This is a genomic window from Agromyces fucosus, from assembly GCF_004134865.1.
GTDB lineage: Bacteria > Actinomycetota > Actinomycetes > Actinomycetales > Microbacteriaceae > Agromyces > Agromyces fucosus.
Window position 1 is genome coordinate 339,109 of sequence record NZ_SDPO01000004.1, and the last position, 13,548, is coordinate 352,656.

The 13,548-nt window shown below is 71.3% G+C and carries 11 protein-coding genes; 3 read left to right on the forward strand and 8 right to left on the reverse strand.

Annotated features, from left to right (window positions below; all coding sequences use genetic code 11):
- Nucleotides 1–35 precede the first annotated feature (35 nt).
- From ESP57_RS17055 to ESP57_RS17070, 4 genes are all read right to left on the reverse strand, one after another.
- The gene (locus tag ESP57_RS17055; protein ID WP_129232506.1) at nt 36–881 is read right to left on the reverse strand and encodes a glycosyltransferase family 2 protein; all 846 of its coding nucleotides are present in this window, start codon (nt 879–881) and stop codon (nt 36–38) included.
- Between the two features lie 49 nt (nt 882–930).
- Complete coding sequence (locus ESP57_RS17060; RefSeq protein WP_056014287.1) at nt 931–1,743, reverse strand: CDP-alcohol phosphatidyltransferase family protein; 813 nt, start codon at nt 1,741–1,743, stop codon at nt 931–933.
- A gap of 5 nt (nt 1,744–1,748) precedes the next feature.
- Entirely contained in the window at nt 1,749–2,780 is a 1,032-nt protein-coding gene (locus tag ESP57_RS17065) for a glycosyltransferase family 2 protein (protein ID WP_243648568.1), read from the reverse strand.
- 146 nt (nt 2,781–2,926) lie between these two features.
- A complete protein-coding gene (locus ESP57_RS17070) occupies nt 2,927–4,729 on the reverse strand; it encodes a S1C family serine protease (protein WP_129232352.1) in 1,803 nt (600 codons plus the stop codon).
- Nucleotides 4,730–4,895: 166 nt separating this feature from the next.
- Here ESP57_RS17070 and ESP57_RS17075 point away from each other — a divergent pair, with 166 nt between their 5' ends.
- Nucleotides 4,896–6,155: an aminotransferase class I/II-fold pyridoxal phosphate-dependent enzyme gene (locus tag ESP57_RS17075; RefSeq protein ID WP_243648569.1), complete on the forward strand. Its 1,260-nt coding sequence runs from the start codon at nt 4,896–4,898 to the stop codon at nt 6,153–6,155.
- On the opposite strand, the gene ESP57_RS17080 is transcribed toward ESP57_RS17075, so the two are convergent.
- Nucleotides 6,142–6,975, reverse strand: a complete 834-nt coding sequence (locus tag ESP57_RS17080; RefSeq protein WP_129232354.1) for a carbon-nitrogen hydrolase family protein — start codon at nt 6,973–6,975, stop codon at nt 6,142–6,144. The two genes, ESP57_RS17075 and ESP57_RS17080, sit on opposite strands and share 14 nt — an antisense overlap.
- Before the next feature lie 180 nt (nt 6,976–7,155).
- Here ESP57_RS17080 and ESP57_RS17085 point away from each other — a divergent pair, with 180 nt between their 5' ends.
- On the forward strand, nt 7,156–8,616 hold the full coding sequence (locus ESP57_RS17085) for an MFS transporter (protein WP_129232355.1): 1,461 nt from the start codon (nt 7,156–7,158) through the stop codon (nt 8,614–8,616).
- A 95-nt stretch (nt 8,617–8,711) separates the two neighbouring features.
- Here the strand turns inward: ESP57_RS17085 and ESP57_RS17090 are convergent, their stop codons facing one another.
- Complete coding sequence (locus ESP57_RS17090; protein ID WP_056014308.1) at nt 8,712–9,119, reverse strand: DUF7144 family membrane protein; 408 nt, start codon at nt 9,117–9,119, stop codon at nt 8,712–8,714.
- A gap of 227 nt (nt 9,120–9,346) precedes the next feature.
- Here ESP57_RS17090 and ESP57_RS17095 point away from each other — a divergent pair, with 227 nt between their 5' ends.
- Nucleotides 9,347–11,605, forward strand: coding sequence for a winged helix-turn-helix domain-containing protein (locus ESP57_RS17095; protein WP_129232356.1), 2,259 nt, complete (start codon nt 9,347–9,349; stop codon nt 11,603–11,605).
- Between the two features lie 30 nt (nt 11,606–11,635).
- On the opposite strand, the gene ESP57_RS17100 is transcribed toward ESP57_RS17095, so the two are convergent.
- Complete coding sequence (locus tag ESP57_RS17100; RefSeq protein ID WP_056014313.1) at nt 11,636–11,986, reverse strand: carboxymuconolactone decarboxylase family protein; 351 nt, start codon at nt 11,984–11,986, stop codon at nt 11,636–11,638.
- Nucleotides 11,987–12,062: 76 nt separating this feature from the next.
- Nucleotides 12,063–13,298, reverse strand: coding sequence for an AI-2E family transporter (locus ESP57_RS17105; protein ID WP_129232357.1), 1,236 nt, complete (start codon nt 13,296–13,298; stop codon nt 12,063–12,065).
- Nucleotides 13,299–13,548: the final 250 nt, after the last annotated feature.

The following is a 13,548-nucleotide window of genomic DNA, read 5'->3' on the forward strand; positions in this document are numbered from 1 at the left end:
CGCTGCGCCGGCACTGAGAGCCGATCGTTACCGCGTCACACCACGGGAGGTCGCCCGGCGAGGGTCATGCGCCAGATCGTGCGCCAGCGCATCGGCCGTCGCTCCCCCGGGTGCTCACGCCACCCGGCGCGCCACCCGGCGAACCAGGCCTTGAGCGCTGCGGGCTGTCGCGCCCAGCGCAGCACCTGGATCGCCGTCCACGAGCCGACGTAGAACGGCACGAGCACGGCGGGGAGGTTCCGCCGCGCGAGCCAGACGCGGTTCCTGGCGTTCAGCCGGTAGTAGTACGCGTGCCGTGCAGGGTCGATGACCGGATGCCCCGCCTCGAGCTCCCCGGCGTACCACGCGACATGCCCGGTGTCCCACACTCGCCAGGCCAGCTCGATGCCCTCGTGCGCGTAGAAGAACGGGTCGGCCCAGCCGCCGGTCGCGTCGAAGACCGCGCGAGGCATGAGCACGGCGCCCTCCCAGCACGAGAAGACGTTGCTCGAGTGCGACGGATCGCCCTTGCGGATGCGCGGGATCCAGCGGCGGGGTGACACTCGGCCGGTCGGGTCGACGACCCGGGGCTGAATGAGGCCGATCTCGGGCCGCTCGGCGAGCATGCGGCATCCGTCGGCGAGGAAGGTGTCGCTCGGCAGGAAGGCGTCGTCGTCGAGGAAGAAGATCGCTTCGCCCGACACGAGCGGCACGCCGCGGTTGCGGCCGGCGGGGATGCCGAGGTTCTCGGGCAGGTGCAGCGTCGTCACTTCGGGCGGGAGCGGCGGCTGCGCCGTCGCCGGATCCCAGCCGTTGCCGACGCACACGACATCGGTGACGACGCCCCGTTGGCCCAGGATGCTCCGGATGCCCCGCGCGAGGTCGTCGGGCCGCTTGCCCATCGTGAGCACGACCACGCCGACACGGGGAGGTGCCGCGACGTCCGCTCGCTCAGGACCGGACACGACGGGAGGCCATGATCGCGACGAAATGCCCGATCACGGAGAGCACGGCGAGCGGCAGGAGCACCGCGAGCACGATGCGGTCGGTGATCGGTTGCCCCGCGACGAGTCCGACGAGCGCCGCCGCGAAGGCGATGAGCGTGAGCTCCACCGAGTGGTACAGGCGGTGGAACGGCAGGAATCGCGCCACCTTGCGGAGCTTCGCGACGAGGCCGCCGCGCGGGGCCGTCTCTCCGTGGGTGTCGGCGAGCTTGGCGAGACCGGCGTTCGCGCGGGCGACGTGCACCATGTCGTTCAGCGCCTTGTTGAGCACGATGACGAGCGCGAGGAGCGCGGCGATCGTGGTCCAGAGGAAGTCGGCGGGGAACTCGAGCGGGTAGGCGGCGGCGCGGATGCCGAGTGCGAGCGGGATGAGCGCCTCGGTCGAGTAGTGCCCGACCTTGTCGAGGAAGACGCCGGCGGGCGACGACGTGCGGCGCCAGCGGGCGACCTCGCCGTCGCAGCAGTCGACGAGCATCTGCAGCTGGCCGAGCACCACCGCGAGCAGTGCGCCCCAGATGCCGGGGATGAGCAGCGCCGCGGCCGTCGACCACCCGACGAGGATCATGAGCCCCGTCACGCCGTTGGCCGAGATCGAGGTCTTCAGCAGCATCCACGTGAGGTACGGCGAGAGGTTGCGGAGGTACAGCGACGCCGTCCAGTGCTCGGCGTTGCGACGACCGCGCACCTCGGGCGGCTGGGTCACCTCGCGGAGCTCCGCGATCGACGTGGGTCTCGTGGTGACCGGACCGGTCTGCGACATCCGCGTCACCTTCCCGTGTGCCTGGCGATGTTGCTCGTCAGCGAGAGGTATCCGGGCACGAAGCCCACCCCCCACGAGACGTGTATGCAGGGCAACACTACGAGAAACCACGCCGCGGTGCGTGCACCGCGCCTGCTGGCGTACACGAGCGTGGCCGCGACCACGAAGAGCAGGTACACGACGGGCACGACGAAGCCGAGGAGCAGCCAGGGCGCCGCACCGAGCGCGGCCTGCACGAGGCCGGCGATGCCGACGAGGAGCCCGATCGCGACGCCGAGCACCATGAGGGGCGGCACGAAGTAGCGGATGCCGTTCGCCGACGGGAACCGGCGTGCGAGTTCACCGCGCCAGAGTCCGGTGGAGAACATCTGGCGGGCGAGGCGATCGAGCGAGGAGCGAGGCCGGTAGGTGACGCCGAGCCGCGGGGTGAACCAGACGACGCCGCCGGTCTCGCGCAGGCGCCGGTTCAGCTCCCAGTCCTGGCCGCGCTTGATGGTCTCGTCGAAGAGGCCCACGCGCAGGAGCGCGTCGCGGCGGAACACCCCGAGGTACACGGTGTCGGCCGGGCCCGCCGAGCCGCCGACATGGAACGCGGAGCCGCCGAGCCCCACCTTGGTCGTGTAGGCGAGGGCGACGGCCTGCTCGAAGGCGGTCTCGCCGCGGGCGTCCATGATGCCGCCGACATTGTCGGCGCCCGTGCGTTCGAGTTCGTCGACCGCGATTCGTGCGTAGTCGGTGGGAAGCATCGAATGCGAGTCGACCCGCACGACGACGGGGTACTGCGCCGCACGGATGCCGATGTTGAGCCCGGCGGGCGTCGAGCCGACCTCGTTCTCGAGCACGCGCACGCGGTCGTCACGAGCCGCCAGATCGGCGACGAGCTCGTTCGTTCCGTCGATCGACGGCCCGAGGGCGATGAGCACCTCGACGGGCCCCGCGTAGTCCTGAGCGAGGATCGACTCGACGGCGGCTCGAACGTGCGAGGCATCGTTCAGCACCGGCATGACGTAGGAGACGCCGAGGAGCGATGCGGGCATCGCTTCAGGGTGGTTCTCGGGCATGTTCCTCACTCGTCGCTCGGGTCGATCGAGCCTAGCAGCAGCGCCTTCGAGCGACCGTTGGCGCACGAGAGCGGGCCCGGGTCCTCTCGGACCCGGACCCGCCGGTCGATCGATCCCCCGGATCAGCCCTCGAACGTTCCGAGGGTCACGCTGACCGTCTGCGACTCGCCGTCGCGCGTGAAGGTCAGCTCGGCCTTCGCCCCGCCGGGCAGCGCCCGGACCTGTGCGGTGAGGTCGGTCTGGTCGGTGATCGGCACGCCGTTGAACTCGGTGACGACATCGCCGGACTGCAGGCCGGCGGCCGCGGCGGCCCCGCCCTCGGGCGCCTCGGAGATGAGCGCACCCACGGTGTCGCTCGACCCCTCGGCCTCGGCCGAGGTCACGGTGGCGCCGAGCAGGCCGTGCGTGGCCGAGCCGTTCTCGATGATCTCGTCGGCGATGCGCTTGGCCAGGTTCGACGGCACGGCGAAGCCGACGCCGATGTTGCCGGCGGTCTCGCCCTGGGCCGCGCCGCCCGTGGAGAGGATCGCGACGTTCACGCCGATGAGCTTGCCGTCGGAGTCGACGAGCGCGCCGCCGGAGTTGCCCGGGTTGATCGCGGCATCCGTCTGGATGACCGGGAGCGACACCTGGCCGGCCGAAGCGCTCGGCTGCTGCGGGGTCTCGCCGCCCTCGGGGTCGGGCAGGTCGAAGAAGAAGTCGAACGGGCTGTCGGAGCCGTCGCCGCCGTCGCCGCCCTGGTCGCCGCCGTCGCCCTGCGAGTCGTCGGGGGTCGTCGGCGCGGCCGAGGAGGCCACGTCGATGGAGCGGTTGAGCGCGCTGACGATGCCGTTGGTGACGGTGCCCGAGAGGCCGAGGGGTGCACCGATCGCGATCGCCGTGTCGCCGACGTTGAGCTTGTCGGAGTCGGCGAACTCGAGGGGCGTCAGGCCCGAGGCGTCGACCAGCTTGATGACCGCGAGGTCGGAGAGCGGGTCGGTGCCGACGAGCTCGGCCGTGTAGAGGTGGCCGTCGTTCGTCTTGACCTGGATGGTCGGGTCGCCCGTCGCGCCGTCGAGCGTGACGACGTGGGTGTTCGTCAGCACGTAGCCGTCGTCGGAGAGGATGATGCCGGAGCCGGTTCCGCCGGCCTGGCCGCCGGAGACCGAGATCGTCACGACGCTCGGGCTCGCCTTCGCTGCCACGGCAGTGATCTGGTTCACCGAGTCGGTGTCGTTGACGACGATGTTCTGCGCGGAGTTCGCGGCATCGCTCGTCGGCGCACCGTTGTCGTTCGCGAGCAGGGCGTTGATGCCCGCGCCCGATGCGCCGCCGATGAGCGCGGCGGCGACGATCGCGGCGGCGACGCCGAGTCCGACGCGACGCTGCTTGGGCGCTGCGGGAGCGGTGCCAGCGGCCGGGACGCCGTTGAGCGGCACCGTCGGCTGCGTCTGGTTCTGGGGCGCGGCGGGGCCGCCGAAAGCGGGCGGCACCTGGCCGGGCTGCGCGGGGGCTGCGGATGCCGCGGCCACGGGCTGGGTCGGCTGGGTCGGCTGCTTCGTGTACTGCGGGGCGCTGTACGGCTGGGGTTCCTGCCCGGGCTCGTAGACGGTACCGGTCGCGGCGGGAGCCGGGGCCGGAGTCGGGGCCGCGGGTGCAGCGGGTGCAGCGGCGGGCGCCGCGGCCGCAGGGGCTGCGACGGGTGCGGCGGCGGCCGGCGCTGCCGCTGCCGGCGCCGCGGGGGCGGCCGGGGTCGCGGGTGCCACGGGCGCCGGGGCATCCGTCGACTCGGCCTCGGGCGCAGGGGTCTCGCTCAGCGACGCGGTCTCGGTCGCTGCGGCGGAAGTCTCAGGGGTGACGGGGGCAGCGCTCTCGGCGGCCGCGGGCGTCGGAATGACGTCGTCCTCGCGGGGCTCCCCCGCGGCTCCGTTCGTGGTGTCGGTCATGGTGTGCTCCTTCCAAGCGATGCCAGCATCCCGAAGCAAGCTGTGTGCCCGATCGGCGGAGTCTATGACTCTGCTATCCCCGCGCCGGGATTTCTCCGAATGCCGTCGCCGGGAGCTTCGCTGCCTGCGCCAGCGTAGCGGCGCCACCCTCGCGTACGGTGAGAACGTGAGCGATTACTCCCCCGCGCCGGGCCGTGCGCCCTGGCAGCGCACCGCGGCCGGCGCCGGCCTCCTCGCCGCCGACGGCTCGATCGCCCCCACGATCTTCGCCGAGATGAGCGCGCTCGCGGCGCGCACGGGCGCGATCAACCTCGGGCAGGGCTTCCCCGACGAAGACGGCCCGGCCGAGGTGCTCGAGGCGGCGCGGCAGGCCATCGCCGACGGCGTGAACCAGTACCCGCCCGGTGCCGGCATGCCGGTGCTGCGCGAGGCGATCGCCGCGCATCAGCGCCGGTGGTACGGCATCGAAGTCGACGCGGCATCCGAGGTGCTCGTGACGGCGGGCGCCACCGAGGCCCTCGCGGCCACCCTGCTCGCATTCGTCGACACCGGCGACGAGGTCGTGACCTTCGAGCCGTACTACGACGCGTACGCGGCGATCATCGCCCGCGCCGGCGGAGTGCATCGCACCGTGCCGCTGCGCTGGTCTCGCGAGCCGCTGGCGAGCGAGCCGGGGTCCAGCGCCGTCAGCGGCTGGCGGCCCGACCACGGCGAGCTACGGGCGGCCGTGACCGACCGCACCCGCGTGATCCTCGTGAACTCGCCGCACAACCCGACGGGCGCCGTGCTCGATGCCGAGACCCTCGCGCTCGTCGTCGAGCTCGCCGAACGGCACGACGCGCTGATCGTCACCGACGAGGTGTACGAGCACCTCGTGTTCGGCGCGACGCACATCCCGATCGCGACCCTGCCGGGAGCTCGCGAGCGCACGATCTCGATCTCGTCGGGCGGCAAGACCTTCTCGACGACCGGGTGGAAGGTCGGCTGGCTCACCGCGCCTGCGCCGCTCGTGACCGCCGTGCTCGCCGTGAAGCAGTACCTGACCTACGTCAACGGCGCACCGTTCCAGCCGGCCATCGCGACCGGCCTCGGGCTGCCCGACGCCTTCTTCACCGATGCCGCGGCCGCTCTCGCGGCCAAGCGCGACCTCCTCGCCTCCGGCCTCGAGGCGGCGGGCTTCGCCCTCTCGCTTCCGCAGGCCGGGTACTTCGTGATCGCGGATGCCGCGCCGCTCGGGTACACCGACGGCGCCGAGCTCTGCCGGGCGCTGCCAGGGCTCGCCGGCGTGGTCGGCGTCCCCGTCACGGCGTTCGTGCACCCCGATCGCCACGACGGCTACCGCAGCCTCGTCCGATTCGCGTTCTGCAAGCGGCGAGAGGTGCTCGAGGAGGCCTCCGCTCGCCTCGCCGGGCTCAGCGCGAGGTGACGGCGAAGCGACGCAGTGCAAGCGCCGGGTTGACCGTGCGGACGGCGTCGATGCGTGCCTTCGAGACCCAGGTGACCGCGACATCCGTCGTGTCGCCGATGGTGACGAGCTCGACGCCCATGGGATCGACGACCATGCTGTTGCCCGCGCCGATCGGCGGGGCGTGGTCGGCGGCGGCGACGTAGATCGTGTTCTCGAGCGCGCGCGCGGTCGTGAGCACCCTCCAGTGCGACTCCTTCAACGGGCCGCGCACCCATTCGGCCGGCATGCACACGACGTCGGCGCCGGCATCGACGATGCGACGGGTGACCTCGGGGAACCTCGCGTCGTAGCAGGTCTGCAGGCCGAAGCGGAGACCGCCGGCCTCGAAGATCTCGGGCGCCTCGAGCGCTCCCGGGGCGACCCACGCCGACTCCCGCTGCCCGAACGCGTCGTAGAGGTGCAGCTTGCGGTACGTGGCGACGAGGCCGGCGCCGGGCGCCACGGCGACGACGGTGTTCGCGACGCGTCGGTCGTCGGCGGCGTCGCCCTCGCGGTCGAGCCGCTCGATCATGCCGGCGACGAGGTGCACGCCGAGCCGATCGGCGACCGCGGCGAGGTGGGTCGTGAACGCACCGCCCAGCGATTCGGCCGCCGCGAGCCATCCTTCGCCGGGTTCGGGCGTGAAGTGGCTCGAGTACTCCGGGAACACCACGAGGCCCGCTCCGCGCGCTGCGGCGAGCGCGGCGAGTCGCTCGATCTCGCTGCGATTGCGCGCCGCGTCGTCGTCCGGCGCGAACTGCGCGACGGCGACGCCGAAGCCCTCGGTCTCCCTCTGCATGGCACCAGCCTATGGCGCTCCTCGGCAGTGCGCTCGGGGCGACAGAAACGGGACGACTGATATCCTCGACGTCTGGCCAACCCCGAGGTTGGCGTGGTCGAGCCGCTGAAGAGTGCGCAACGATCCGGGCTGGAAACCCCGGAATTCACGCGTTCTCCTCCGAAAGGTTCGGCTACGCCCATGTCCAATTCCTCCTCCCGGCGCTGGTGGGTCCTCGTGATCCTCGCGACGACGCAACTCGTCGTCGTGCTCGACGGCACGATCGTCAACATCGCGCTCCCGCAGGCGCAGATCGCCCTCGGGCTCAGCGACTCCGAACGTCAATGGGTCGTCACCGCCTATGCCCTCGCGTTCGGCGCGCTGCTCCTGCTCGGCGGCCGGATCGCCGACTACTGGGGCCGCAAGCGCACCTACCTCGTCGGCATGGCCGGATTCGGGGCGGCCTCCGTCGTCGGCGGCATCGCCCAGAGCGGCGGCGAGCTGATCCTGGCCCGCGGCCTGCAGGGCGCGTTCGCCGCCATGATGGCGCCTGCGGCACTCGCACTGCTCACCGTGACCTTCCCGGGCGGGCGCGAGCGAAACACCGCGTTCGCGGTGTTCGGCTCGGTCGCCGGCGCCGGTGCCGGCGTCGGCCTCGTGCTCGGCGGCCTGCTCACGGAGTTCGTCGACTGGCGGTGGTGCCTGCTCGTCAACGTGCCCATCGTGATCGTGGGAATCGTCGCCGGCGCCGTGCTCGTCGCCGAGAGCCGGGCGGAGGGCGACAACCGCTACGACTGGCTCGGTGTCGTGACCGTCGCGCTCGGCCTCGCCTCCCTCGTCTTCGGATTCACGCTCGCCGAGGAGAGCTGGGTCTCGATCGGCACCATCGCCTTCATCGCTGCCGGTATCGCCCTGCTCGCACTCTTCGTCTGGGTCGAGTCACGCGTGGCCCAGCCGCTGCTGCCGCTGCGCATCGTGCTCGACCGCGTGCGCGGCGGCGCGTTCCTGCTGCAGGCGATCGCCGGCAGCGTGATGATCGGCGCCACCGTCTACCTGACGTTCCACCTGCAGATCGTGCTCGGGTTCTCACCGCTGCAGGCCGGTCTCGCGAGCCTGCCGCTGACGATCGTGATCGCGCTCGTCGCGCCGCTCGCGACCCGGTTCCTGTCGAGGTTCGGCGCCCGACCGCTCATGATCGGGGGCCCCCTGGTCGCGGCGAGCGGGCTCTTCCTGCTCAGCCTCATCACCGTGGGCGGCGACTACCTCGTGCAGGTGCTGCCCGCGCTCGTGCTGCTCGGCATCGGCATGGCGATGCTCTTCGTGCCCATGCAGAACCTCGCACTCGCGGGTGTCGCCGGCCATGACGCCGGAGCGGCCAGCGCGACCGTGAACGCGGCGATGCAGATCGGCGGCTCGCTCGGGCTGTCGATCTTCACGACGGCCTACGCAGCCGCCGCCGGCGGTGTCGTCGTCACGAGCGCCGCGAGTCAGCTCGACGCGTTCGTGGGCGGCTACTCGGCGGCGTTCGTCGCCGCCGGCGTCGCGATGCTCGTCGGCTGCGTGCTGGCGATCGTGCTGATCCGGCCGAAGGGCACGGATGCCGCGGCTCGCCGCGAGGGCGTGCCGACGGATGCCGCGGAGGCGGTGCCGGCCGCTCGCTGAGCGCAACCACGACGCCGCCAGGCACGGCCGAACATGGCCGCAGGCACTGGACCCCCCGGTCCCAGTGCCTGCGGCAGTCTCGAGGTCGGCAGCGACTAGCCGTCGGCCTGCGCGAGCTCCCGGCCGTGGGCGGTGATCGCGTAGATGACGAGGATGTCGACGCCGATGACGATGATCGACCACCACGGCTGCGCCGGGATGAGGAGCAGTTGCCCGAGCGCGCTCAGGGAGACCACGATGATCGCGACGACCCTCGCCCAGGTCGCTCCCGAGAGGAGGGCGACACCGGTGAGCACGAGGAGCAGGCCGATGATGAGGTTCCACCATCCCCAGCCCGTGATGTCGAAGAGGAAGAGCCCCTCTTCCGTGACCGTGTAGTACGTGTTGGAGCCGAGCAGCGCGACGAACGCCTGCAATGCGCTGAACGCACCGTTGAGGATGAGGATGATGGCCGCGAAGCCGATCCATCCGATCCACCCGCTCTGCTGTGGAACAGTGCTCATGATCGTGTGCCCTCCTGCTCGGCGCCGTCGGCGTGATCGTCGGCCGGCGATTCGAATGAACAATCGTCAGCGTGGCCCTGATCGCCGCGCGGGGCATCATTCACATCGCGTGATTGCCGATTCGCGGGTGAACGGCGGAGCACGGGGCATCCGTCGTCGCAGGTCTCATCTCGACACACCCACATCGGGGCGTTGTTGCGCGGCCGACCGGTCAATATGCTTCGACCGTGCGCGGTGATGCCCCGTCGGCGGAGACGCCGGGAGTCGAGCTCGATCAGCAACTGCTCGACGCCAAACTTTCAGCCCCGGAGCCGCCGGCCCAGGGCTACGTCAGTCGCGCCCCGCAGATCGAGGCGGCCCGCTCGAGCGGGCGCCGATTCGTCGGGGTCACCGCCCCCGCCGGGTACGGCAAGTCGAGCCTGCTCGCCGAATGGACGCGGAGCGAGCGCCGCCCCGTCGCCTGGGTGTCGCTCGACCGCTACGACGACGATCCGGCCGCACTGCTGACGCTCCTCGCTGCTGCCGTGGCACGCATCCAGGCCGGTCGCGCGCGCGGGCCGCTCCCGGTGACCGGGCATGGCGTCGCCCTGCTCGGCCGCGAGGCACCGCTGCTCGCCGCCGCGTTGCGCCGTGCCCCGGCGCCGTTCGTGCTGGTGCTCGACGATCTGCAGGAGCTGCGTGATCCAGCCTGCCGCGACGTGCTCAGCGTCGTCTTCGCCGGCATCCCCGCCGGCTCGCAACTCGTCGTCGCGAGTCGCGGCGAACCCTGGCACATCGCTCGAGCGCGCGCCGAAGGGGATGCGTTCGAGATCACGGCCGATGAGCTCGCCCTCGATGCCGTCGGCGTCCAGGCGATCTTCGCGAACACGCAGGTGCCGCTCTCGGCCGACGATGCACTCGAGCTCGTCGAACGCACCGAGGGCTGGCCGGTCGGCGTCGTGCTCGCCGCCGCGATCGCCGGCGACGGCGACCGGCCGCCGGCGACCGTCTCGGGCGACGATCGCTATGTCGCCGACTACCTGTACCGGGAGTCCCTCGTCAACCTGCCCGAGCATCACCAGCGCTTCCTCCGGCGCACGTCGGTGCTCGACACCCTTTCTGCTCCGCTCTGCGATGCGATCCTCGGCACCCACGACGCCCAGCTCGTGCTCGCCGAACTGGATGCCTCGAACGTGTTCATCGTCCCGCTCGACCGCAGCCGCGGCTGGTACCGGTACCACGCCCTCTACCGCGAGTTCCTGCTCGGCGAGCTCCGGCGCCTCGAATCGCAGGCCGTGCCCGAACTCCAGAGCCGGGCGGCGAGCTGGTTCGAAGCGCAGGGCTCGACGGCCATGGCGATCGAACTGCTGCTCGACCAGCCGGCCGAGCGCGCGCGAACCGCACGTCTCGTCGCCGCGACGGCGCTGCCGAGCTATCAGTCCGGGCAGCTCGCCACCGTACAGCGATGGATGCGGGAGATCGGGGATCCGGCGATCGAGGCGTACCCCCCGCTCGCCGTGCTCGCGGGATGGGTCATGGCGCTCGCGGGTCAGTCCACAGAGGCCGCACGGTGGGCGTCGATGCTCGAGAACATCTCGTACGACGGCGTGCCCGATGACGGCTCGGCGTCGTTCGACTCGGCCCGCGCGATGCTGCGGTCGGCGATGTGCGCGGCCGGCCCCGAGCAGGCGCTCGCCGACGCGGAGCTGGCGTGCGCGGCCGAGCCGAGCTGGAGCCCGTGGCGGGATCAGGCCCTCCAGCTGCGCGGCGAGGCGAGGTTGCTCGTCGGCGACGTCCCGGGCGCCGTGACGGCGCTCAGCGAAGGCGCGGCGATCGCCTCGGCGACGGGCAACGCCGAGGGACTCGTCGCCTGTGCGGCCGAGCTCGCGCTGCTGTCGATGGACGACGGGCGATGGGACGAGGCGGAGGCGCACGTCACCGCGTCACTGGAGGCGATCGACGAGCGGCACATGTACGACTACGCGACGGCGGTGCTCGCGTTCACGCAGGCGGCACGCCTCGCGCTCCACCACGGCGACCTCGCCGCCGTGCGCCGGGAGCTCACTCGGGCGATGCGCGCACGCCCCGCCTGCACCGAGGCGCTCCCCTACCTCGCGGTCCGGGCGCGGCTGCAGCTCGCCAAGGTCTATTGGGCCGTCGCCGATCACGCGACCGCGCACCACCTGCTGCGCGAGATCGACGACATCCTCCTCCGCAGGCCCGGCCTCGGCGCCCTCACTCGGCAGGTCGAGGAGTTCCGGCGCCTCGTGACGATGAGCGAGCAGCAGGGCGACGGCGGCGGCCCGCCGCTGACCCCGGCGGAGCTGCGACTCCTGCCGTACCTGCAGACGCACCTCTCCGTCCGGGAGATCGGGGAGCGGCTCTTCGTCTCGCGCAACACCGTGAGCTCCGAGCTCGGATCGATCTATCGCAAGCTCGGCGTCTCCGCACGGAGCGATGCGGTCGAGCGTGCAACGCAGCTCGGGCTGCTCGGTTCGGGGCTCTGAGCCGACGGTCGCGAACGCCGAGCCCGGTGCCTAGCGCGGCTCGGCCGCTCCGAGTTCGTCGACATCGACCTCGAGGTCGTGCCCGAGCGCCAGGGCGACCTTGGGCGCAGCTGCCACGACCCTCGGAAGCCCGACGATGGGGATGACGCCGACCAGCACGTCCACGATCTGCGTCGCCGTCGTGCCGGCACTGATCGCCGCGTCGACCTGCGCCCCGAAGGACGGCTCTGCGCCGCCGATCGAGACGAGTGCGGCGATCCTCGCGAGCGCCAGCGACTTGGGGTCGAGTCGGCCTGCTCCGGCGACGACCTCGCCGGTCTCCGTCTCGGCGAGCCGTTCGTCGTTGATCGCCAGGCGTCGCAGCCGGTCGGTGTAGTCCATGAGACGTCCTCCCCCTCTGCTCGTCGGCGCAGCATCGTTCTGACAGACAATCGCGGCAGGGCCCCCGCCGCATCACCTACAACGGATGATTCGCAGCCTTCGCGGCCTTCCGCTCCTGGCGCGCGGCCTTGGTCTCGGCGTCGGAATCGGCCATGATCTGCTTCGTCTCGTCGAGCTCGCCGAGCATGGGCCGGATCCATCCCATCGAGGGGTTCGAGTCCACGAGGAGGAGGCGCACGAGCAGGGTGAGCGGGATGGCGAGGATCGCACCGATCGGTCCGATCACGACGGCCCAGAACAGCACCGAGAAGAACGTGATCGTCTGGCTGAGGCTCACCGCCTTGCCGACGACGCGCGGCTGGATGATCGATTGGATGACGGCGTTGATCACGCCGTAGACGATGATGACGGCGATGACCGTGGGCCATCCGCCGACGAGCGCGCCGAAGATGATCGGCGGGATGATCGCGAGGAAGTAGCCGATGTTCGGGATGAACGAGCAGATGAAGGCCAGCAGTCCCCAGATGAATGCGCCGGGCACCTGGAGGATGAGCAGGGCGATCCAGTTGACGACGCCCTGGGCGAGGCCGAGGACCGTGGTCACGACCATGTAGCGGCGGATGTTGTCGCCGTAGTTCACGAACCCCGAGACGATGAGCGGGCGGACCGGCTGCAGCTGGCGGTGCAGGTGCGGCAGGAACGCCGCGTCCATGGCCATGAGCAGCAGCATCGTGAAGATGATCACGAGGCCCGTCACCCACCCGGTGAGTCCGCCGACGATCCCGCCGAGGAACCCGAGCAGCGACGACGGGTCGAAGCCGGCCGCAATGGTGCTGACCTCGGTGGAGTCGATGCCGATCGAGTTCAGCCACGCCGCGACGGACTTGCCGAACGCCGCGATCTCGTCGCTGAAGTCGGCCAGCAGCGTGCCGAACTGGCCGATGGCGATGAGGATCAAGTACCCGAGGCCGACGAGGAGCAGCGTCACCGCGAGGATCACCGACCCCGTCGCGATGCCCCGGGGCACTCCGCGAGCCTCGAGCCAGAGTCGCAGGGGGTGCACGCAGATCGTGAGCACGAAGGCGAGGAAGACCGGGGCGAAGATGCCCGAGATCGCGGCGAGGCCGAAGACCGCGACCGTGCCACCGCCGATGCCCATGAGGATGAACGCGTTTCGGTGCTCGTCCCGCACGAGGACCGCTTCGGGCGGGACGGTCGCCGACGGCGGCGCCGACGCCGCCGTTACTGCAGGCGAGCGCTTCTTCGTCCACCACATGAGGACTCCGATCCGCGTGCCGTGGAGACCGGGCACGCGAGCACAACCTATGGCCGGGGGGAGCCGTGGTCATCACCCAATCCGGGTGAAAGGAGCTGGATGACCGCGAACACCGGCGGAACAGCCCGCGGAACAGGCGGAGAAACGACGAAGGAGAGCACCAATGCTCTCCACTCTCAGGATATCGCGGAGAGGGGGGCTTGCGGCAAGGCCCCTTCGGCGGCGCATACTGGTCGGCCGAGCCGGAGACATCCGCTCACGACGCAGAGGAGCTGCACTGACTTCG